A 19,655-nucleotide genomic window follows, 5' to 3' on the forward strand; every position below is an offset into this window, starting at 1 on the left:
CGGCGTCGCCTTACCCGGCCTACGGTTTACCAGGCCCGGTAAGCGCAGCGCCACCGGGCAATCAACCATTACGGCTTCTCAACCAACAGGGCTTCCATCAGATCGAGATCGTGCAGCAGTTTTTGCAGCGTCTCGTTGCTGATCTCCCGGGTGGCGCGCAGATGATAAAGCTCCGCACGTTCGGCGCGCAGCGCGGCCAGGCGGAAGCGACGCTCCAGGTTCTCTTCCTGCAGCGAGCTCTCTACGTCATTTCGGCCATCCGCACGGCGGCGCAGGTTACCAATGACCCGCGAGCTCACCTCTTTCAGCAGCTGCGTATCGAGGTTCTCTTCGGTATCGGCCGCCAGGCGCTCTTCCATCTTCTGGATGGTGACAATCGCCACTTCCGCGGTGGCCGCCCGGGCGATACGCGCCTCTTTATGCTGCTGGACGTGATCGCCCACCTCCATATGTTGCAGCAGGATGGGCAGCATCACCACGCCGACAAACAGCGAGAACAAGATCACCCCGGCGGCCAGGAACACCAGCTCGTAGCGGGCCGGGAAGACATCGCCGGTCGGCAACAGCAGCGGAATGGAGAGCACACCGGCCAGGGTGATCGCCCCGCGCACGCCCGCAAAGGTGGAAATCAGCAGTTCACGGGTCGTCCAGGAGCCAAACTCCATCGGTTTATTTTTCAGGAAGCGGACGCTGAATTTTTTCATCGTCCACAGCCAGCCGAAACGCACCAGCATCAGCGCGGAATAAATCAGCACGATATCGGTAAAGAGCATCCAGGTGTCGACGTTCGGGTCAGCCTCTGCCGCCACCAGCGAAGACTCAAGAATGCCCGGCAGCTGCAGGCCCAACAGCAGGAAGACCATGCCGTTAAAGACAAACTCCAGCATCGACCAGGTGCTGTTGGCACGCAGGCGCATCGCCAGCGGCGCGGTACGCATCACGCCGGAACGGGTGATGGTCATCCCCGCGGCCACCGCCGCCAGAATGCCCGACACGCCAATGTGCTCGGCAATCAGATAAGAGGCGAATGGCAGCAGGAACAGCAGTACGATCTGCGTGGCGGGTTCATCACCGCCCCAGCGGCTGAGGAAGCGCAGCGAACGGCCATACAGCCAGCTCACCACAAACCCGGCGAGGATACCGCCAATCGCCACTTTCAAGAACTCTACGGTGGCGCCGCCGACGGTAAAAATCATGGTGCCCATCGCCACGGCAACGGCAAACTTCAGGGCCACCAGACCGGAGGCGTCGTTCATTAGCGCCTCACCCTGCAGGATGCCCATGATTTTTTTCGGCATGCGCCCTTCACCGACGATGCCGGAGAGCGCCACGGCATCCGTTGGCGACAGCACCGCCGCCAGTGCAAAGGCTGGTATCAGCGGGATCCCCGGCACCACCCAGTAGATGAGAAAACCGATCCCCATGACGGTGATAACCACCAGCGCCAGCGCCAGACCCAGGATCTCGCGCCCGTGCTCAAGAAACTCGCGCGTGGGCGTTTTCCAGCCGTCGGCAAAAAGCAAAGGAGGAATAAACAGCACCAGAAACAGTTCCGGATCAAACTCGACATGCAATCCGAACGTCGGCCAGGCCAGCAGAGCACCGATGGCAATCTGCATGAGCGGCAGCGGTAGCTGAAAGGGCAGTACGCGGGTAACTACCCCGGAAAGTGAGACCACAAGGGTCATGATGAGTATTGTGAAGAAAATTTCCATGCGTTCCCTGTTTGCGATAATTCTGTTCGTTTAGGCCACTGGCATCGTGCCTTAATGTACCTTTCCCAGAGTAACGCATAAGACAACGAGATGTGTCCTGAAAATAAAAACGGGCGGCCTGAGCCACCCGTCTTTTTACGCCGCATATGGCTTAGATAGCCCAGCCGCCCGCGTAGAAGACCACCAGCGCGACGGCAATCACAACCGTACCGATGTTCAGTTTACGCCATTCGCCTGAGACGATACGGCCAATCACCAGCGAGGCAAAACCAATCATGATGCCGGTAACAATGTTACAGGTCAGCACGATAAATACCGCGGTGATAAGGCCGGACATTGCGTCGACGAAATCGGCAAAATCAATCTTCGCCACGTTGCTCAGCATCAGCAGACCCACATACATCAGCGCAGGGGCGGTGGCGTAAGCCGGCACCAGATACGAGAGCGGCGCGAGGAACAGGATCAGCAGGAACAGCACGCCGATGGTGATCGCCGTCAGACCGGTTTTACCGCCTGCCGCCGTACCCGCCGCCGATTCGATATACACCGCAGCAGGTGCCGCCCCGACCAGACCCGAGAAGACGCTGCTCAGGGAGTCGGTGGTCAGCGCTTTGCCGCCGTCGATAATCTGGCCATCTTTATCCAGCAGGTTCGCCTGACCGGCTACCGCGCGGATGGTACCGGTGGCATCGAAGACCGCGGTCATCACCAGCGCCAGTACGCTTGGCAGCACGACAGGGTTGAGCGCCCCTACGATATCCAGGCTGCCAATCAACGAGTTGCCGTTTTCGTCACTCAGGGATGGCATGGCGAATACGCCGGAGAAGTGTACGGCAGGATCGAAAATCAGGCCGACAATGGAGACGCCGATGATGGTCAGCAGGATGCCGCCCGGCACTTTCAGTTTTTCCAGACCAATGATCACCGCCAGGCCAATCAGCGACATGATCACCGGGAAGCTGGCGAAATTACCCAGCGCAACCGGCAGACCGTCCAGCGGGTTTTTGATAACCAGACCCACGCCGTTGGCGGCAATCAGCAGCAGGAACAGACCGATACCAATCCCCGTCCCGTGGGCAATGCCCTGCGGCAGGTTGCGCAGGATCCAGCTACGGATACCGGTGGCAGAGATAATGGTAAACAGCACACCCATCAGGAACACGGCGCCCAGCGCAACCGGCACGCTGATCTGCTGACCCAGCACCAGGCTGAACGCGGTAAAAGCGGTCAGCGAGATGGCACAGCCGATCGCCAGCGGCAGGTTAGCCCACAGGCCCATCACGATGGAGCCGACACCGGCAACCAGACAGGTGGCGACAAAGACCGCCGCCGGTGGGAAACCAGCTTTACCCAGCATGCCCGGCACCACGATCACCGAGTAGACCATCGCCAGGAAAGTCGTCAGACCGGCAACGATCTCCTGACGCGCGGTGCTGCCGCGGGCAGAAATTTTAAAAAAGGCGTCGAGTGAACCGCCGGTACGCGCAGATGGCGTAGACATAGAAAACATCCCCTGAAAATTATAATTGTCGTCTGTCAGCGTGACGGACACTCCACGACCCGCTAAACGTCATATCCTTGTGCTGCGTTTATGACAAAAAGGGGAGTCATAAAAAAAGCAAACGTTTAGCTTTGCGCTGACAAAACGGGTGTCGAAATGAAGGCAAACGATTATCCGTCCTCAATGCGGGCATTTTCAACTTAACTTTGACGTTTTTCGCTAAAATGCGTGCGAGGCGGTGAAGAAGTGAACAGAGTATGCGCAAACGTTATCGTGAATGCGCAATTTGATAACAATTTCAGGACCCGCCAGGGATCTCGAACGGCCCGCCCTGCTGGATCGCCCGCTGCCAGGCCGGACGCATTTCGACATTTTTCTTCCAGTTTTGCAGGCGGGGAAGATTATCTATGCCGCCGCGTTCCAGCAGGGCGAAGACCGGAAAGCTCATCTGCACGTCCGCCATGCTGAGATGATCCCCGGCGAACCAACGATGCTTCTCCAGCGAGGACTCCAGAAAGCGGGCATGCGTTTCCAGCTGGCGGTTAAGATAGGCCTTCTCTACCCCCTGCCCCAGCACCTTGCCGAGCGTTCGCAGGCCAAACGGGACGGGCGGTTTACCGAGGCTGGCGAAGACCAGCTTCATCAGCAGCAGCGGCATTAACGAGCCTTCTGCGTAATGGAGCCAGAAACGGTATTGCAGTTTTAGCTCACGCTCCTGCGGCTTCATCTGTCCCCCGGGATCGTAAGTTTCCTGCAAATATTCGAGGATAGCGCCCGATTCCGCCAGGATCAGGCCGTTGTCCTCCAGCACCGGAGATTTTCCCAGCGGGTGGATTTTACGCAGCGTGGCGGGGGCCATCATGGTCTTATCCCGCTGATAACGAACGATCTGGTAAGGCAGCGAGAGCTCTTCCAGCGCCCAGAGCACGCGCTGCGATCGGGACTGATTGAGGTGGTGGACCGTTATCATTGTTATCTCCAGTCAGGCGTATCCACTAACTATAGAAAATTGCACAACCTGGCGAAAAAATTTTGCCGAGTTTTTGCGCGATGAGGCTGGCAAAGCTAAGGCTGCGGCCTAGACTTAAAGTGTCAGCACAAGCCGGAACCTCCACCAGATGCTCGACTGAGGGGTGTTGATGTCGGGGGAAACCCTCCTGTGAACCAGCGGGATAGAGAGAAAGACAAAGACCGGGAATAACTAAAGCGCCCTGTTGTGGCGCTTTAGTTTTTTATATGTCCGGCTAATCCTCTTCCAGCAGCCGCGCGCCGGTACCCTGTTCGCCCAGCTTATCGCCAGGGTTACGCAGCGGGCAGTCGCTGCGCGACAGGCATCCGCAACCAATACATCCATCCAGCTCATCGCGCAGCGCCACCAGAGTGTGAATGCGCCGGTCCAGCTCATCGCGCCACTGGGAAGAGAGGGCCTTCCACTCCTTTGCGCTCAGGGTATGCCCTTCCGGCAGGATGCCAAACGCCTCGCCAATGGTGGCCAGCGGGATGCCAATACGCTGGGCAATCTTAATGATCGCCACATAGCGCAGCACGTCACGGGTATAGCGGCGCTGGTTGCCGGCGTTGCGGATGCTTTTAATTAACCCTTTGCTTTCATAGAAGTGCAGTGCAGAGACCGCCACACCGCTACGCCTTGCCACCTCGCCCGGCGACAGCAGCGGTTTAATCCGCGGTAATTTCTTTTCCATAAAACCTCTTTACCTCAAGTTAACTTGAGGAATTATACTCGCCCGCAGACAAAACGACGAATCAACCGATACAGGTGTATCCAGAGAGAGGCTGCTCTATGTCACATCAACAAATTATTCAGACACTTATTGAATGGATGGATGACCATATCGATCAACCTTTGAGTATTGATGTGGTGGCGAAGAAGTCGGGTTACTCGAAGTGGTACTTACAGAGAATGTTCCGCGCCGTCACGCACCAGACGCTGGGCGAATACATTCGTCAACGCAGATTATTGCTGGCTGCCCAGGCGTTACGCACCACCCAGCGGCCCATTTTTGATATCGCCATGGATCTGGGATATGTCTCCCAGCAGACGTTCTCCCGCGTCTTCCGCCGCGAATTTGATCGCACCCCCAGCGACTATCGCCATCAGCTTAACTAGTGGCTATGAGCAAGGGCTGCCGCGACGGGCTGATGTTGCCAGGTCATGAAATCCTGCGGTGACATCGCCTTGGCAAAGTGCCAGCCCTGGCAATACTGAACGCCGCGCTTGTTCAACCACATCACCTGCTCCACGGTTTCTACCCCTTCCGCGATGGTTTTCAGGCGCAGGCTTTGGGCCATTTCGATAATGTGCTCGACGATGAGATGGCTGGTGCTGTTGGTGGTCAACGTATCGATGAAGGTCTTGTCGATTTTGAGGATATCCACGTTCAGCGAGTAGAGGTTGTGCAGGTTGGAATAGCCGGTACCAAAATCGTCAATCGCCACTTCATATCCCGCCTGGCGAAATGCCTGGATCACCGGCGTGGTCCTGGGAACATCAATGAAACCGCGCTCCGTCACTTCAATTTTGATCTGCTGGGCCCGCACATTATAGTGTCGGGCTTTATCGGTGATCATCGCAATCAGGCGTGAAGAGTGGAAGTCCGTTGCCGAGAGGTTAATGGAGATATAGAGATGCGGGTTACAGGCCAGGAAATGGCCCAGATCGCTGAAGACTTCTTCTACCACATAATCGGTGATGCGTTCGCTCATCCCCTCTTTTTCTGCCAGCGGGATAAACTCTACCGGGCTCATTACCGGACCGTTAAAACCAGGCCAACGCAACAGCGCTTCTGCGCCGACACACGCATTTGTTTTTATGTCGATAATCGGCTGGTAATGCAGGCATAGTTGTCTTTTATTTAATGCCCGGTGCAATAAGCGGCCTGGTGAATTAAATTCGCGTCGCGTCCGCGACCACATCAGTAAAATGATAATACTGCTGATCATGCCCAGCGGCAGGGTTAACGTTGCCTGATAATAGAGAACTTCATAAAAACGCTGATTGGTGGTCGAAACAATCGCGGCAATCGGGCGTTTCTCGGAGCGAACAATAGTGTAAAAACGACCTTCTTTCTGGAATATAGCTTCGTTATCGCCAATCAGCTTTTTTAAGGCATTTTCTTTTGCCTGTTCACTAATGGAGAAAAAGTCGTTGTTCACCGTATCAAATACCCCCCACGCCAGGGAGCGGTCGGATGACATGACTTCGCTATAGGTCAGAGGATTAACCACCACCACATAATTACCGACCTGCATATAGGTCATTTTATATCCCGCATAAAATGGCGTATCGCGGTAATAATAGATAGAGACGTCAGGCGCGCGTTGGTAATTGGCAGCAGAAATTAAATAGGGGTTTTCAGGCGTGCTGGTTGTTGAGCAGAGAAACGCTTTACCTTCGGCGTACAGCAGGTCGGCAATGTAGAGTCGGCCCCGGACAATATTTAACATATATTGTCGGTGATCCGGTGTACAAATATCACCCGAGTATTTTTCAGCCGCCTGACGTGCCAGCTCAACCTGCTGAATAACCAGTTCGGTTTTGTCTAAAGCGAGTGCGGCAAATGAGCGAAGTTGACTGCTTGTTTCGTTGACCGCGCGTTGCTGAGCAAACCATAGCGCAAGCATCACAGGTAGCAAAACTACCATGATAACCCCGACTATCCTCAGCACCTTGTCCCGTGCGTTACGATTCATTTCCGCCCTATTATCCCTGCTTTTTATGTGCCTGTAGTCATGAAGGCCGGATGCTTTGCTAAACAGGTGATTACGTTGCATGAATCATGCGAAGTTAGCAACTGACTTTTAACGCCAATAACCTAATATTGAGTTATGCCGATAATATTTGTCCGTAAGCCAAACTGAAAGTATTCGTTTCGTGTTTATTAAGTTAAATAATTACCGTTCCAGGAAGCCAGGCTCCCGGATAACTCAACAGAAAATCGTCGATTAAGCCAAACTACCTACAGAATGAAAAAAGCGCAACTTCATCATGAAATTTTGTGCTATTTAACCCGTCAGGATGATTGAAGTGATTTATAAATAATCAACCGCGACGATTGTTTTACCTCTTCCGCCGCGCTTGGCATCGTAAAGTGCCTTATCTGCGCTAATGAGTAGCGATGAGGTATCGCGTGGTTTTCCATTCACCTCCACCACGCCCGCACTGAAAGAGAGTGTTAAGGTGCGGCTGCCGACCTTGAGCGGCGTGAGAGAGAGCGCCTGACGGAGTACCATGGAGAGCTGCACCGCCGCGTCACTGCGGGTCTTTGGCAGCAGCAGTAAAAACTCCTCTCCCCCTACCCGGCCCAGCGCTGCCCCCGAGGGGATCACCCTCCGCAGGCAGTCGCAAAAATGCATCAGCGCAGCATCGCCCACCAGATGCCCCCACTTATCATTAATCTGTTTAAAGAAATCCAGGTCGAGCATCATGACAGAGAAGTGGCTATCCGCCTCTTCGCGCTGGCAGGCCTCCAGCGCAGCGCCAATCTGCTGCAGGATGGCAGAGCGATTCAGACAGCGTGTCAGATCGTCGGTGGTCGCCTTCATCTCCAGCTGCTGCTCCGCTTTTTTACGCGCGGTAATATCGAGCCCGATATTGAGGATTGAGCCGTCCGGCAGAGAGATATTCGACCACAGGATGGTCAGCTGAACCCCGTCCCGACGTAGCGGATGCCATTCGTACATATCGTTCAGCGGGGTGGTATTCACCGACTCGTGCACCCGGCGGCGCTCCTCCGGGTCTGGATAAAAGAGCGCCAGCGGATCGGCATGGGCGTTGATCTCCACCATCGTCCAGCCAAACACCTTTTCGCACTCGGCATTCCACAATACGCAGCGGCTATGGCGGTCAAAGGAGTTCATCAGTACCGGCGCCCGCTCAAACAGGGTTTTATACTGGGTGATCACCCGCTGCATCTCTTTTGCCGTGCGCTCACGGGCAACGAGACCGGTCAAATAGTCCTTCAGTTTTTCGACCAGGATCACCACCACCTGTTTCAGCACGGTGATGCTGCTTTGCGGTTGCGCAAAGCCGAGGAAGAAGTAGCCGTTGCAGCGATCCTGTTGCAGCGACAATTTATACAGCACGCCACACTGTAGTTGCCTGTGTCCCGGATGCATGGCAGGAAATAAAAGCGTACCGGTCTTCTCTTTCCAACAGATGACCCGCCATGCGCGGTGGTGACGCTGCAATAACGTGCTGGAAAGAAAGGCTTTAATTTCTGAGGAATGGCAGGTTAATTCACCGACGCTGACTACCTGCTGCTGACCCGCATCGTCCTCCACCATTACCCAGCTGGTCTGGGCGCCAAAGGTATGATTAATCGTCTGCAGAAGATCCGTTAAGGTTTGCTGCGACGATAATTTTGGCATTAATTTAGCTAATGCGTGCAGAGCCCGCGTACTGTCATTTATATTCTCTCGATTTGCTTGCTTCATCGTTTTATTCGTCGCTCATTTAACGAGATAAAAAATGTCGCAACGAATAAATCAGGAGTGAAAGGATACGCAGCCAGCATCTATTATTACGGCTGTCTGACCCTGTCGAAAAAAGATGTGTGTGTAAAATTAAAAGTACAGCAAATAATAACCAGTAAAAGCCTGATTTATTTATTACGGGCTAATTACGTAACCGGATGAAGCATAATCCATAGGTCTGAGGCTGTAAATATTGTACAACCACAGGTTACCTGTACACGTTTTCTTATCTCAATGAATTATCGATAAAGTTACCGCAACCCGAGCAATTAGCTGATTAAAGATATATTCCTGCGGCCCTATAACCATATTAAATAAAGGGTTAAAAAAGGCCATTTTCATGCATTTGCCCACTGGCGAATAAAAGAACAAATGTGATATAGTTCACACATATGATGTAACGCAAAACATCGTTTCATTTTGTCAGTCTGAGCTTGCCGATAGCCAGTTTGCCACGTCCGGGCAACGTCGCGCTATACCCGGCGGCGGATATCTTTGAGGATCGGTCTTATGGCAGCTATTACCACCGGTGTTGTCTTTGCACGCTGGGAATTGTTGAGCGCGGTGCTGATGTTTCTGGCCAGCACCCTGAACGTTCAGTTTAAAAAGTCGGATTACGCAGTACTGGCGGTGATCAGCACCTGTCTGGGTCTGGCGGCGGCATGCTGGTTTGCCACCGGCCTGCTGGGCATCACCCTGCTGGATATGGCCGCGGTCTGGAATAACGTTAAAACGATCATGGTTGAGGCAATGAGCCATACGCCGCCGGACTGGCCAATGATGTACACCTAGTTCCAGCGATAAAAACCAGACCAGGGTCTGGTTTTTTTATGACCATCGCCGGCCTGGTTGTCAGATCGCTAATTCACCTTATTCATTTGCATGCGCTTTGAGCTTATTGATAAACCAGCGTCCGGCCGGGCCTGGAGGGTATTCCCTCAAATGTACGGCGTACATTGAAAATCCCGCGCCAACGTCAGGCTGCATCTGTAAATTCAAAGCGACCAGCCGACCGCTGGCAAGATCTTCCTCAACCATTGGCAAAGGCATATAGCCCCAACCCAGCCCCGCGCGTAAGAATGCATGCTTCGCTCCCATGTCCCCTATACGCCATGTCTTGCCCGACATAACGCCGAAGTTGCGCCCCGCAGTGAGCGTGGAACGATCGGCCAACACCAGTTGCACCTGCTCCTGCACAACCGAACGAAGGAGAGGGCCGGCTATTTTAGCCAGCGGATGATCTGGCGATACCACGGCTACGGCGCCTACGCTGAGAAGATACTCAGCTGCACAACCCGCAGGTAAATCGGGTAGCGAGCCGATTACCGCCACCCGGCAGCTACCGGCCAGTAAAGGCTGAAGTACCCCACCCAACGCCTCCACGTACAGACGCAAGGGCGTAGCAGGAAAGGCCTGCTGAAAGGCTTGCACCGCGGCAGTCAATTTTTCAACAGGAAACATCACATCCACGGATACCACAAGTTCAGGCTCCAGCCCTTCAGCCAGGGTGCGTGCCTTAGCCTTGAACGCGTCCATTCCCGCCGTTGCAATACGCGCTGACTCCAGCAGGGCAAGCCCCGCCTCCGTCAGTCTGGGATAGCGCCCCGTTCGCTCAAACAACGGAAAGCCAACCTGAGACTCAAGGTTCGCCAGCGTCGCGCTGACGACCGACTGCGCCCGCCGTAATTTGCGCCCAGCGGCCGAGAAACTGCCCTCATCAACTGCGGCAATAAACGTACGCAGTTGATCGATAGACATACCGTCAAGCATGTATCGCTCCGTTAGATGGGATCCATCTAATTATATAGGCTACACAGATGGAATGGCGATGATTACTATTTGGTCAGCTTCTCAACCATACATTTAAGGAAACAAGCGATGAAAACAGAAACCGTGGGTATTATTGGCGCTGGCGCCATCGGGCAGGCTTTTGCCAGACAGCTTGTCAATTCCGGGCTGAACGTTATTCTGAGCAATAGCCGTGGCCCCGACAGCCTGGCGGAAGTGGTGAACGCGTTAGGCGACAGGGCTCGCGCGGGTACCGTGCAGCAAGCGGCTGAAGCCGGGATAGTTTTTGTAAGCACCAACTGGAGCAGCACCGAAGCCGCGCTAAGCGGTCTAAACTGGAGTGGACGTATCCTGATTGATGCCACCAATCCGGTGATTTTACCCGGCTTTACCCTGGCCGAACTGGGTGGAAAAAATTCCAGCCAGGTGATGACGCAGTGGGCACCCGGCGCCCGCGTCGTCAAAGCCTTCAACACGCTTCTGGCCAGCGTGCTGGCGCAGGATCCGGCCCAGGCGGGCGGACGCCGCGTCGTGTTTATCTCTGGAGACGATGCCGGGGCGAAATCCGAAGTGGAAGCATTGGCCGCGCGAATGGGCTTCGCCACTATAGATTTAGGCAGCCTTGAAACGGGTGGTCATCTGCAACAGTTCCCTGGCGGTCCTCTGCCAGCCCTGAACCTGGTAAAACTGGCCTAGTCGATTAACATGACCCAGCGTACTTCCGCAGAGACATTCGAAGAATACATTCCCGGGGAGTTGCAGAAGGAACACCGGGCGCTCTCCTCCCGGGATGTATTTGTCCAAATCCTGACGCGTCGCCAGGTCCAGGAAAAGATTATTATTCCCGCCGTGCCGGAGCCCTTCATTGTGTGGATACTTTCAGGCTGTGCCCTGGTTGAAGAACGCTCCCCGGGAGAAGGGTGGATAGCAAACCCCGTTGTCGCAGGGGATTTTTTTCTCACTACGGCAGATTCGCCCACCGAAATGAGATGGCGAGCCGAGCCAGGCGCGCCGTTCATCGTAATGCACGTCTATATTGGCGTAGCCATGATGCAGGGCGTTGAATTGCGCGAAGTCTCCGGAGAGCGGGACGAAACGCTGTCCGCTTTGCTGGAACATATACGCGCGGAGCTTTACCAGCAAAATCAACCCAGCGGCCCGTTTATTCAGGGTATCGCCCAGGCGCTGGCGGTCCATCTGGCACGTACTTACCGGACCGATGCGAAGCGGCATCGCGGCGGCCTGCAGGCGTTTAAATTACACCGGGTCTTTAAGGCGATGCGTGACGATCTGGCTCAGCCCTTTGACCTGGCGCGGTTGGCCTGTCTGACCGGACTGAGCGAATTTCACTTCAGCCGCGTCTTTAAGCAGTCTACCGGGCTTTCGCCTTCCCACTATTTTATCCGACTGCGGATGGAAGAGGCGCGTCGCCTGCTTTCCGAAACAGATGATTCCATTATCAGTATCTCCCTGACCGTGGGTTACAACAGCCCCAGCCATTTTGCCTCAGCATTTCGCCGGGTAACCGGCATATCGCCTTCAAAATATCGTAGCGATTATCGTCGTAGCAAAATCACGACAGTTTGAGCAATCCGCCGCGCGAAGAGACCGGGTGAAAGAGACATGATTGTTCCGTACTTCAGAGGTTCTTTCTGAAGCGCTGAAATCCATTCACAAGAGGATCAATTATGGAACTCAACGGTAAAACCGCCATCGTGACCGGGGCATCAAGCGGCATCGGTGCTGCTACCGCCAAAAAATTAGCCGCACATGGCGTTAAAGTTGGCCTCGCCGCGCGCCGCCTGGATCGCCTGCAGGCTCTGGTCAGCGAAATTGAGGCTGCTGGCGGTAAAGCCATCGCGCTGGAAATGGATGTGACAGACCAGGCCTCCGTATCTGCAGGCGTGGCGACGTTGCACAAAACCTATGGCCGCATTGATATCGCCTTTAACAATGCCGGGCTGATGCCCATTTCGGACATCGCCAGCCTTAAACTTGAAGAATGGCATCGTATGGTAGACGTCAACATTAAGGGCCTGTTTAATACCGTCGCAGCGGTACTCCCTGTTATGCAGGCCCAGAAATCAGGACATATTATCAATACCTCCTCGATCGCCGGGCGTAAAACTTTTCCGGGACTGGGTGTCTACTGTGCGACCAAACACGCGGTAGCGGCCTTCAGCGATATTTTGCGCATGGAGATATCGCCTGAATTCAATATCCGTGTTACCTCGCTACAGCCTGGCGCGGTTGAAAGCGAGTTATTTGAGCATATCAGTGACGAGAATTACCGCGCCCGGATGGAGCAGTTAAAAGAGCAGATGACATTTCTGAAGTCTGCCGATATCGCTGACGCTATTCTCTACGCGTTACAGGCGCCGGACCATGTGGACGTGGCAGAGCTATTTATTATGCCCACCGAACAGCCATGGTAAAACAAAAAAAGCTGCCCGCCGGGCAGCTTTTTTTTGCAATGCTTATGCAAATTTATTTGGTCAGTTCAGCCGTTACGTAAGCCTTATTATTAAAGCGCGCACTGGTGATTTTATATGACGCACCAGCCTTTTGCGCCTGGACCGCTATTTTTGCTTCCGCGCCATCCAGAGTGGAGTCAACTGCGCTTACTGTCTGTGCCACACTACAGAATGACATCACAGATAAAGCAATACCTGCCATTAAGCCAGTCATATTTTTCATGTCTGATCTCCTTTAATCGGATCGGTATACGGCTGGATAGCTTTCCAGCGAAACGGAAATACTATCCCCACCTGATTTCAGCGAACGTTTTTTAACAGAATTAAATCTGCCGTAAACAAATGGGACGAATTTACTCAAGACCAGCGTTATTTTTTCATCACGCTTATTTATCAGGCCCTGTTAATAGCGAAACGCGTACAATATTCAGCTTTAATTTGCTGACGCAGTAGGCCTGATGGTTATTTCGGTGGTATCAACATTTTCGGGTGCCTCAATAACCTGCCGCACGGCGCGGGCAATATCAGCGGGTTTGAGCGAAATGGCACGATAGGCGTCCATCGCCGCCATGGTTTCTTTGTGGGTGATGGTCGAAGCCAGTTCGCTTTCTACCACGCCGGGATTAACGCAGGTTACGCGGATATTCGAGCTTTCCTGGCGTAAACCATCCGAAATTGCCCGTACTGCAAATTTTGTGGCGCAATAGACGGCGGCCGTTGGCACAACGGAAAGGGCACCGATAGAGCCAATATTGATAATCTGACCGCTGCCCTGCGCCTCCATAATGGGAAGTACCGCCCCAATTCCCCAGAGAACACCTTTAATATTAACGTCAACGGTACGTTCCCATTCATCCTGTTTCCCCGCCGCAAGGGGTGAAAGCGGCATAATGCCTGCGTTGTTGATTAAAACGTCAACGCGCCCCCACTTTTCGACTGCCGCCTGGACGAAGCCAGCCATCGACTGACGGCTGGTAACATCCAGCTCATGGGCTTCAGCCTGGCCGCCCGTATTGCGGATCTCTGCCGCAATGGCTTCTATGCGATCCAGCCTGCGTGCCCCCAGCAATACCTTCCCGCCAGCATACCCAAGCTCTCTGGCAATACCTTCACCAATACCGCTGGATGCGCCCGTGATTAAGATAACTTTATTCATGATGTGCTCCTTCAGTTGAGTTCAGGAAGATAATAGAACCCTTAGATTGTTTCTTGTATCCTGCTATCACTTGACTCACTGGTTAGCAGATCTAAACAATGAAGGTCGATCTTAATCTCCTGCCTCTTTTTCTCGCGGTCGCCGAGGAGCACAGCTTCAGCGCGGCCGCCGCACGCCTTGGCGTCACCCGGTCGGCAGTCAGCCAGGGTATAAGGCGTCTTGAGGATGCTTTCGAAACCCTGCTTGTCATGCGCACAACGCGTTCGGTAAACCTGACCGAAGCAGGCGAGCGGCTGCGTAACGCCTTATCTTTGCCTTTAGCAAATATCGAAGCGGCCTTTGAAGAGATCGCCCCGGACAGCGCGCCGCGCGGGCTTCTGCGGATTGCGGTAACATCAATAGCCGAAGAGTTTCTTTCTGGCCCCTTGCTCGCCTCCTTTGCGGCAGCGAATCCGGGTGTGACTATTGATATTCTGGTGTCGGATGAGGAGTTCGATATCGTGGCGGCGGGCTATGATGCCGGCGTGAGGCTGGGAGAGGTTATCGAAAAAGATATGATCGCCGTGCCTCTGACGGGGCCGCAGCGGGAAATGGTGGTTGCATCGCCCTCCTGGCTGGCGGCCAACAGCGCCCCCCGACATCCCCGGGAGCTGGTTCGCCATCGCTGTATCGGCTGGCGCCCTTCCCCGGATGTAGCACCCTATCGCTGGGAATTTGAGGAGGCAGGCGTCCCTTTCGATGTGGCCATCGATCCGCAGATCACCACTAACGATCTGCGTCTTATGCTGAACATCGCCCTTGCCGGCGGCGGCATCACTTTTGCTCCTCAGGAGACATTCAGGCCCTATATTGAAAGTGGGCAGCTTGTATCCATACTGGATGATTACCTGCCTGAATTTGCAGGGTTTTATCTTTATTTTCCGCAACGTCGCAATATGGCGCCAAAACTGCGTGCCCTGATCGAGCATATCAGGCAGTGGCGACAGCCGTAACTCACCCTTTCCTGACCCTCAGGTATAAAAAAACCCTGCCAGGCAGGGTTTTTATTTCGTTCTGCAAGAGATCAGAACGGGATGTCGTCATCGAAGTCCATTGGCGGTTCGTTGGACTGCGCTGGCGCAGATGGCTGCTGCGGACGGGACTGTGCGCCGCCGCTGAACTGGTTGCCGCCCTGCGGCTGCTGAGGCTGACCCCAACCGCCCTGCTGCTGCTGGCCGCCGCCTGCTGGCGCGCCACCGCCCTGACGGCCACCCAGCATCTGCATGGTACCGCCAACGTTCACCACCACTTCAGTGGTGTATTTTTCCTGGCCAGACTGATCGGTCCATTTGCGGGTACGCAGCTGGCCTTCGATATAGACCTGAGAACCTTTACGCAGATACTCACCGGCCACCTCGGCCAGTTTGCCAAACAGCACGACGCGGTGCCATTCGGTCTGCTCTTTCATCTCACCGGTCGCTTTATCACGCCAGGATTCGGAGGTAGCCAGCGTAATGTTGGCCACTGCACCACCACTCGGCATATAGCGTACTTCCGGGTCCTGGCCCAGATTACCGACGAGAATCACCTTGTTTACGCCTCTGCTGGCCATGATCGTGTCTCCTGAAAACAATTTCTAAATAGTGTAAACGCGCGAGTGTACCATTTCCATGCCGCATGTTCATAGCTGCGAGGCGGATTCCACCCAACTCTTTTCGTGGTCTATTTTTGCACAACGAATCTGAATTTGCATCTCAATACTGTATATCCAGCCAGGTCAATTTGTGTCATAATTAATCGTTTATGCCGGTTGTCCTTCAAACAAACCAGGCATTCCGTGTATCTACCTACCGGGAAAGGTGAATGGATAAGATCGAAGTACGGGGCGCCCGCACCCACAATCTCAAGAATATCAACCTCGTCATCCCTCGCGACAAGCTGATTGTCGTCACCGGGCTTTCAGGCTCAGGCAAATCCTCTCTGGCTTTCGACACCCTGTATGCCGAAGGTCAGCGTCGTTACGTTGAGTCGCTCTCTGCCTATGCGCGTCAGTTCCTGTCGCTGATGGAAAAACCGGACGTCGACCATATTGAAGGGTTGTCGCCTGCCATCTCTATTGAGCAGAAGTCGACCTCCCACAACCCGCGTTCCACCGTCGGGACCATCACCGAAATCCATGACTACCTGCGTCTGCTCTATGCCCGCGTAGGCGAGCCGCGTTGTCCGGATCACGATGTCCCGCTGGCGGCGCAGACCGTCAGCCAGATGGTGGACAACGTGCTGGCGCAGCCGGAAGGCAGACGCCTGATGCTGCTTGCGCCAATCATTAAAGAGCGTAAGGGCGAACACACCAAAACGCTGGAAAACCTGGCAAGCCAGGGCTATATCCGCGCCCGTATCGACGGGGAAGTGTGCGATCTCTCCGATCCACCGAAGCTGGAACTGCAAAAGAAACACACTATAGAGGTGGTGATCGACCGCTTTAAGGTGCGTGACGATATGACCCAGCGCCTGGCGGAGTCGTTCGAGACCGCACTGGATCTCTCCGGCGGTACGGCGGTAGTTGCCGATATGGACGACCCGAAAGCGGAGGAGCTGCTCTTCTCCGCCAATTTCGCCTGCCCGGTGTGCGGCTATAGCATGCGCGAGCTGGAACCGCGTCTGTTCTCGTTCAACAACCCGGCGGGCGCCTGCCCGACCTGTGATGGCCTGGGCGTACAGCAGTACTTCGATCCCGATCGGGTGATCCAGAATCCCGAACTGTCGCTGGCTGGCGGCGCCATCCGCGGCTGGGATAAGCGTAACTTCTACTATTTCCAGATGCTGAAGTCGCTGGCAGAGCACTATAAATTTGACGTTGAAGCGCCGTGGGGCAGCCTGAGCCCGAACGTGCACAAAGTGATCCTGTTCGGTTCCGGTAAAGAGAACATCGAGTTCAAATACATGAACGATCGCGGCGATACCTCGGTGCGTCGCCATCCGTTTGAAGGCGTGCTGCACAATATGGAGCGCCGCTACAAAGAGACCGAATCCAGCGCCGTGCGTGAAGAGCTGGCGAAGTTCATCAGCAACCGCTCCTGCGCCACCTGTGACGGCACCCGTCTGCGTCGTGAAGCGCGCCATGTGTATGTGGAAAACACGCCGCTGCCGGCCATCTCAGACATGAGCATCGGTCATGCGATGGACTTCTTCACCAACCTGAAGCTCTCCGGCCAGCGGGCGAAAATCGCCGAGAAAGTGCTGAAAGAGATTGGCGATCGTCTGAAATTCCTGGTGAACGTTGGCCTCAACTACCTGACGCTTTCCCGCTCCGCAGAGACGCTCTCCGGCGGCGAGGCCCAGCGTATCCGTCTGGCGAGCCAGATTGGTGCGGGCTTAGTGGGCGTCATGTACGTACTGGATGAGCCCTCTATCGGCCTGCACCAGCGTGACAACGAACGTCTGCTTGGCACCCTGATCCACCTGCGTAACCTCGGCAACACGGTGATTGTGGTCGAGCATGATGAAGATGCCATCCGCGCCGCCGACCACGTGATCGACATCGGGCCGGGCGCGGGTGTCCACGGCGGCCAGGTAGTGGCGGAAGGGCCGCTGGACGCCATCATGGCGGTGCCGGAGTCCCTGACCGGCCAGTACATGAGCGGTCAACGCAAGATTGAGGTGCCAAAACAGCGCGTGCCTGCCAACCCGGAAAAAGTACTGAAGCTCACCGGCGCTCGCGGCAACAACCTGAAAGACGTGACGCTCACCCTGCCGGTCGGCCTGTTCACCTGCATTACCGGGGTGTCAGGTTCCGGTAAATCGACGCTGATTAACGACACGCTGTTCCCGATTGCGCAGACTCAGCTGAACGGTGCAACGCTGGCAGAGCCCGCGCCGTACCGTGACATCACCGGGCTTGAGCACTTCGACAAGGTGATCGATATCGACCAGAGCCCGATTGGTCGTACCCCGCGCTCTAACCCGGCGACCTATACCGGTGTCTTCACGCCGGTACGTGAACTCTTTGCCGGCGTGCCGGAATCGCGCTCACGCGGCTACACGCCGGGCCGCTTCAGCTTTAACGTGCGCGGCGGGCGCTGCGAAGCCTGTCAGGGCGATGGGGTGATCAAAGTTGAGATGCACTTCCTGCCGGATATCTACGTGCCGTGCGACCAGTGCAAAGGCAAACGCTATAACCGCGAAACGCTGGAGATCAAATATAAAGGCAAGACCATCCACGAAGTGCTGGATATGACCATCGAAGAGGCGCGCGAGTTCTTTGATGCCGTTCCGGCGCTGGCGCGTAAGCTCCAGACCCTGATGGATGTTGGTCTGACCTACATTCGTCTGGGCCAGTCAGCAACTACCCTCTCGGGCGGGGAGGCGCAGCGCGTGAAGCTGGCGCGTGAACTCTCCAAACGCGGCACCGGACAGACGCTCTACATTCTGGATGAGCCGACCACCGGTCTGCACTTTGCCGATATCCAGCAGCTTCTCGACGTGCTGCACCAGCTCAGAGATCAGGGCAACACCATCGTGGTGATTGAGCACAACCTGGACGTGATTAAAACCGCGGACTGGATTGTCGATCTCGGTCCGGAAGGCGGTAGCGGCGGCGGTGAAATACTGGTTTCCGGCACCCCGGAAACCGTCGCGGAGTGCGAAGCCTCGCACACCGCCCGCTTCCTTAAACCGCTTCTGAAGTAGTTATACTGACAGCTGCTGCCGGGTCATCTCCGGCAGCAGTTCCACCGCCTGCGTGTAAGAGGCATCCACCAGGTAATAAATCTGCGAATCAGGAATCGACCCGTCCAGATAGACCGTGCTCCAGTGCGCTTTATTCAGGTGCTTGCTGGGACGCACGTCGCTGTGCTGCTGGCGCAACAGTTCCGCCAGTTCAGGGCTGGTTTTTAACGAGGCCGCCGGACGCCCCTCCACATCTTTCACCATCGCAAACAGCACGTCGGCGACTTTGATCTGGGTTGCCTTCCAGTCGCTGTGCACGCTTTGCTCCGCACCCGGCTTATTCATGCAGTACTGAAGTATCTCCGAAATTGTCATCTTTATTCCCCTTGTAGCGTGGCGATGATTTTGCGCGAACCGCCGTGGATACGATGTTCTCCCAGCCAGATCCCCTGCCAGGTGCCCAGCTGCAGACGGCCATGATTGACCGGCAGCAGTAAAGAGACGCCTAGCGTGGAGGATTTAATATGGGAAGGCATGTCGTCTGGCCCCTCGTCATCGTGTTCCCAGCGGGCATTATCGGGAATGGATTTGAGAAAATGCTGCTCCATATCGGAACGGACGGTGGGATCGCAGTTCTCGTTAAGAGTGAGAGAGGCTGACGTGTGTTGCAGCAACAGATGAAGTAAACCCACGTTGATGCGGGGAAGATCGCGAATCTGACCGATGACCTCATCCGTCACCAGGTGAAAACCGCGAGACCTGGCGCGCAGGGTCAGGGTTTGCTGATACCACATGTGCTGCTCCGTTTTACAGGTTGATCCCTCTAAGTGTGCAGCAATACGACGAAAGGTAAAACCCGCAGCAGGTAAATCTGCTTAAAA

General features: G+C 55.0%; 19 protein-coding genes. 7 read left to right on the forward strand and 12 right to left on the reverse strand.

Annotated elements, in window-relative coordinates; genetic code table 11:
• Positions 1–68: 68 nt before the first annotated feature.
• The 4 genes from B3X29_RS11365 to soxR all read right to left on the reverse strand — a co-directional run bounded on the left by B3X29_RS11365 (position 69) and on the right by soxR (position 4,919).
• Complete coding sequence (locus B3X29_RS11365) at positions 69–1,715, reverse strand: Na+/H+ antiporter (protein WP_103177873.1); 1,647 nt, start codon at positions 1,713–1,715, stop codon at positions 69–71.
• A 151-nt stretch (positions 1,716–1,866) separates the two neighbouring features.
• Entirely contained in the window at positions 1,867–3,216 is a 1,350-nt protein-coding gene (gene ghxP / locus B3X29_RS11370; RefSeq protein WP_103177872.1) for a guanine/hypoxanthine transporter GhxP, read from the reverse strand.
• Positions 3,217–3,514: 298 nt separating this feature from the next.
• Positions 3,515–4,186, reverse strand: a complete 672-nt coding sequence (locus B3X29_RS11375; RefSeq protein ID WP_159340260.1) for a glutathione S-transferase family protein — start codon at positions 4,184–4,186, stop codon at positions 3,515–3,517.
• Positions 4,187–4,460: 274 nt separating this feature from the next.
• The gene (soxR, locus tag B3X29_RS11380; protein ID WP_103177870.1) at positions 4,461–4,919 is read right to left on the reverse strand and encodes a redox-sensitive transcriptional activator SoxR; all 459 of its coding nucleotides are present in this window, start codon (positions 4,917–4,919) and stop codon (positions 4,461–4,463) included.
• A 98-nt stretch (positions 4,920–5,017) separates the two neighbouring features.
• On the opposite strand from soxR, the gene soxS reads away from it, so the two are divergent.
• Entirely contained in the window at positions 5,018–5,344 is a 327-nt protein-coding gene (soxS, locus tag B3X29_RS11385; protein WP_103177869.1) for a superoxide response transcriptional regulator SoxS, read from the forward strand.
• On the opposite strand, the gene B3X29_RS11390 is transcribed toward soxS, so the two are convergent.
• Positions 5,341–6,927 (reverse strand): EAL domain-containing protein, encoded by a 1,587-nt coding sequence (locus B3X29_RS11390; protein ID WP_159340261.1) that lies wholly within the window; start codon positions 6,925–6,927, stop codon positions 5,341–5,343. The two genes, soxS and B3X29_RS11390, sit on opposite strands and share 4 nt — an antisense overlap.
• 339 nt (positions 6,928–7,266) lie before the next feature.
• Positions 7,267–8,670, reverse strand: coding sequence for a sensor domain-containing diguanylate cyclase (locus tag B3X29_RS11395; protein ID WP_103177867.1), 1,404 nt, complete (start codon positions 8,668–8,670; stop codon positions 7,267–7,269).
• 549 nt (positions 8,671–9,219) lie between these two features.
• Here B3X29_RS11395 and B3X29_RS11400 point away from each other — a divergent pair.
• A complete protein-coding gene (locus B3X29_RS11400; RefSeq protein ID WP_103177866.1) occupies positions 9,220–9,501 on the forward strand; it encodes a YjcB family protein in 282 nt (93 codons plus the stop codon).
• 78 nt (positions 9,502–9,579) lie between these two features.
• Here the strand turns inward: B3X29_RS11400 and B3X29_RS11405 are convergent, their stop codons facing one another.
• The gene (locus tag B3X29_RS11405) at positions 9,580–10,479 is read right to left on the reverse strand and encodes a LysR family transcriptional regulator (protein ID WP_156653731.1); all 900 of its coding nucleotides are present in this window, start codon (positions 10,477–10,479) and stop codon (positions 9,580–9,582) included.
• Positions 10,480–10,548: 69 nt separating this feature from the next.
• Here B3X29_RS11405 and B3X29_RS11410 point away from each other — a divergent pair, with 69 nt between their 5' ends.
• The 3 genes from B3X29_RS11410 (at position 10,549) to B3X29_RS11420 (ending at position 12,932) form a co-directional block, all read left to right on the forward strand.
• Positions 10,549–11,193 (forward strand): NADPH-dependent F420 reductase, encoded by a 645-nt coding sequence (locus tag B3X29_RS11410; RefSeq protein WP_259935564.1) that lies wholly within the window; start codon positions 10,549–10,551, stop codon positions 11,191–11,193.
• A 9-nt stretch (positions 11,194–11,202) separates the two neighbouring features.
• Positions 11,203–12,084: a helix-turn-helix domain-containing protein gene (locus tag B3X29_RS11415; protein WP_103177863.1), complete on the forward strand. Its 882-nt coding sequence runs from the start codon at positions 11,203–11,205 to the stop codon at positions 12,082–12,084.
• A 101-nt stretch (positions 12,085–12,185) separates the two neighbouring features.
• Positions 12,186–12,932: an SDR family oxidoreductase gene (locus B3X29_RS11420; RefSeq protein WP_156653728.1), complete on the forward strand. Its 747-nt coding sequence runs from the start codon at positions 12,186–12,188 to the stop codon at positions 12,930–12,932.
• A gap of 52 nt (positions 12,933–12,984) precedes the next feature.
• Here the strand turns inward: B3X29_RS11420 and B3X29_RS11425 are convergent, their stop codons facing one another.
• Both B3X29_RS11425 and B3X29_RS11430 read right to left on the reverse strand, forming a co-directional pair.
• Complete coding sequence (locus B3X29_RS11425; protein ID WP_159340262.1) at positions 12,985–13,194, reverse strand: DUF1471 domain-containing protein; 210 nt, start codon at positions 13,192–13,194, stop codon at positions 12,985–12,987.
• Between the two features lie 210 nt (positions 13,195–13,404).
• Positions 13,405–14,127, reverse strand: coding sequence for an SDR family oxidoreductase (locus B3X29_RS11430; protein ID WP_159340263.1), 723 nt, complete (start codon positions 14,125–14,127; stop codon positions 13,405–13,407).
• Between the two features lie 98 nt (positions 14,128–14,225).
• Here B3X29_RS11430 and B3X29_RS11435 point away from each other — a divergent pair, with 98 nt between their 5' ends.
• The gene (locus tag B3X29_RS11435; protein ID WP_159340264.1) at positions 14,226–15,119 is read left to right on the forward strand and encodes a LysR family transcriptional regulator; all 894 of its coding nucleotides are present in this window, start codon (positions 14,226–14,228) and stop codon (positions 15,117–15,119) included.
• Between the two features lie 71 nt (positions 15,120–15,190).
• Here the strand turns inward: B3X29_RS11435 and ssb1 are convergent, their stop codons facing one another.
• Positions 15,191–15,718, reverse strand: coding sequence for a single-stranded DNA-binding protein SSB1 (gene ssb1 / locus B3X29_RS11440; protein ID WP_103177858.1), 528 nt, complete (start codon positions 15,716–15,718; stop codon positions 15,191–15,193).
• Between the two features lie 251 nt (positions 15,719–15,969).
• Between ssb1 and uvrA the strand changes: the two genes are divergently transcribed.
• A complete protein-coding gene (uvrA, locus tag B3X29_RS11445; RefSeq protein WP_159340265.1) occupies positions 15,970–18,795 on the forward strand; it encodes an excinuclease ABC subunit UvrA in 2,826 nt (941 codons plus the stop codon).
• Here uvrA and B3X29_RS11450 read toward each other — a convergent pair whose 3' ends face one another.
• Positions 18,796–19,149, reverse strand: a complete 354-nt coding sequence (locus B3X29_RS11450; protein WP_103177856.1) for an MmcQ/YjbR family DNA-binding protein — start codon at positions 19,147–19,149, stop codon at positions 18,796–18,798. It abuts the gene before it with no gap.
• Between the two features lie 2 nt (positions 19,150–19,151).
• On the reverse strand, positions 19,152–19,568 hold the full coding sequence (locus B3X29_RS11455; RefSeq protein WP_103177855.1) for a secondary thiamine-phosphate synthase enzyme YjbQ: 417 nt from the start codon (positions 19,566–19,568) through the stop codon (positions 19,152–19,154).
• Between the last annotated feature and the right edge of the window lie 87 nt (positions 19,569–19,655).

This window comes from Leclercia sp. UBA5076 (assembly GCF_002416465.1).
Taxonomy (GTDB): domain Bacteria; phylum Pseudomonadota; class Gammaproteobacteria; order Enterobacterales; family Enterobacteriaceae; genus Enterobacter.

Bases quoted from the DNA above. Each gene is read 5' to 3' on its own strand.
- B3X29_RS11365 (WP_103177873.1), bottom strand. From the start codon at position 1,715: ATGGAAATTTTCTTCACAATACTCATCATGACCCTTGTGGTCTCACTT.
- ghxP (WP_103177872.1), bottom strand. From the start codon at position 3,216: ATGTCTACGCCATCTGCGCGTACCGGCGGTTCACTCGACGCCTTTTTT.
- B3X29_RS11375 (WP_159340260.1), bottom strand. From the start codon at position 4,186: ATGATAACGGTCCACCACCTCAATCAGTCCCGATCGCAGCGCGTGCTC.
- soxR (WP_103177870.1), bottom strand. From the start codon at position 4,919: ATGGAAAAGAAATTACCGCGGATTAAACCGCTGCTGTCGCCGGGCGAG.
- soxS (WP_103177869.1), top strand. From the start codon at position 5,018: ATGTCACATCAACAAATTATTCAGACACTTATTGAATGGATGGATGAC.
- B3X29_RS11390 (WP_159340261.1), bottom strand. From the start codon at position 6,927: ATGAATCGTAACGCACGGGACAAGGTGCTGAGGATAGTCGGGGTTATC.
- B3X29_RS11395 (WP_103177867.1), bottom strand. From the start codon at position 8,670: ATGAAGCAAGCAAATCGAGAGAATATAAATGACAGTACGCGGGCTCTG.
- B3X29_RS11400 (WP_103177866.1), top strand. From the start codon at position 9,220: ATGGCAGCTATTACCACCGGTGTTGTCTTTGCACGCTGGGAATTGTTG.
- B3X29_RS11405 (WP_156653731.1), bottom strand. From the start codon at position 10,479: ATGCTTGACGGTATGTCTATCGATCAACTGCGTACGTTTATTGCCGCA.
- B3X29_RS11415 (WP_103177863.1), top strand. From the start codon at position 11,203: ATGACCCAGCGTACTTCCGCAGAGACATTCGAAGAATACATTCCCGGG.
- B3X29_RS11420 (WP_156653728.1), top strand. From the start codon at position 12,186: ATGGAACTCAACGGTAAAACCGCCATCGTGACCGGGGCATCAAGCGGC.
- B3X29_RS11425 (WP_159340262.1), bottom strand. From the start codon at position 13,194: ATGAAAAATATGACTGGCTTAATGGCAGGTATTGCTTTATCTGTGATG.
- B3X29_RS11430 (WP_159340263.1), bottom strand. From the start codon at position 14,127: ATGAATAAAGTTATCTTAATCACGGGCGCATCCAGCGGTATTGGTGAA.
- B3X29_RS11435 (WP_159340264.1), top strand. From the start codon at position 14,226: ATGAAGGTCGATCTTAATCTCCTGCCTCTTTTTCTCGCGGTCGCCGAG.
- ssb1 (WP_103177858.1), bottom strand. From the start codon at position 15,718: ATGGCCAGCAGAGGCGTAAACAAGGTGATTCTCGTCGGTAATCTGGGC.
- uvrA (WP_159340265.1), top strand. From the start codon at position 15,970: ATGGATAAGATCGAAGTACGGGGCGCCCGCACCCACAATCTCAAGAAT.
- B3X29_RS11450 (WP_103177856.1), bottom strand. From the start codon at position 19,149: ATGACAATTTCGGAGATACTTCAGTACTGCATGAATAAGCCGGGTGCG.
- B3X29_RS11455 (WP_103177855.1), bottom strand. From the start codon at position 19,568: ATGTGGTATCAGCAAACCCTGACCCTGCGCGCCAGGTCTCGCGGTTTT.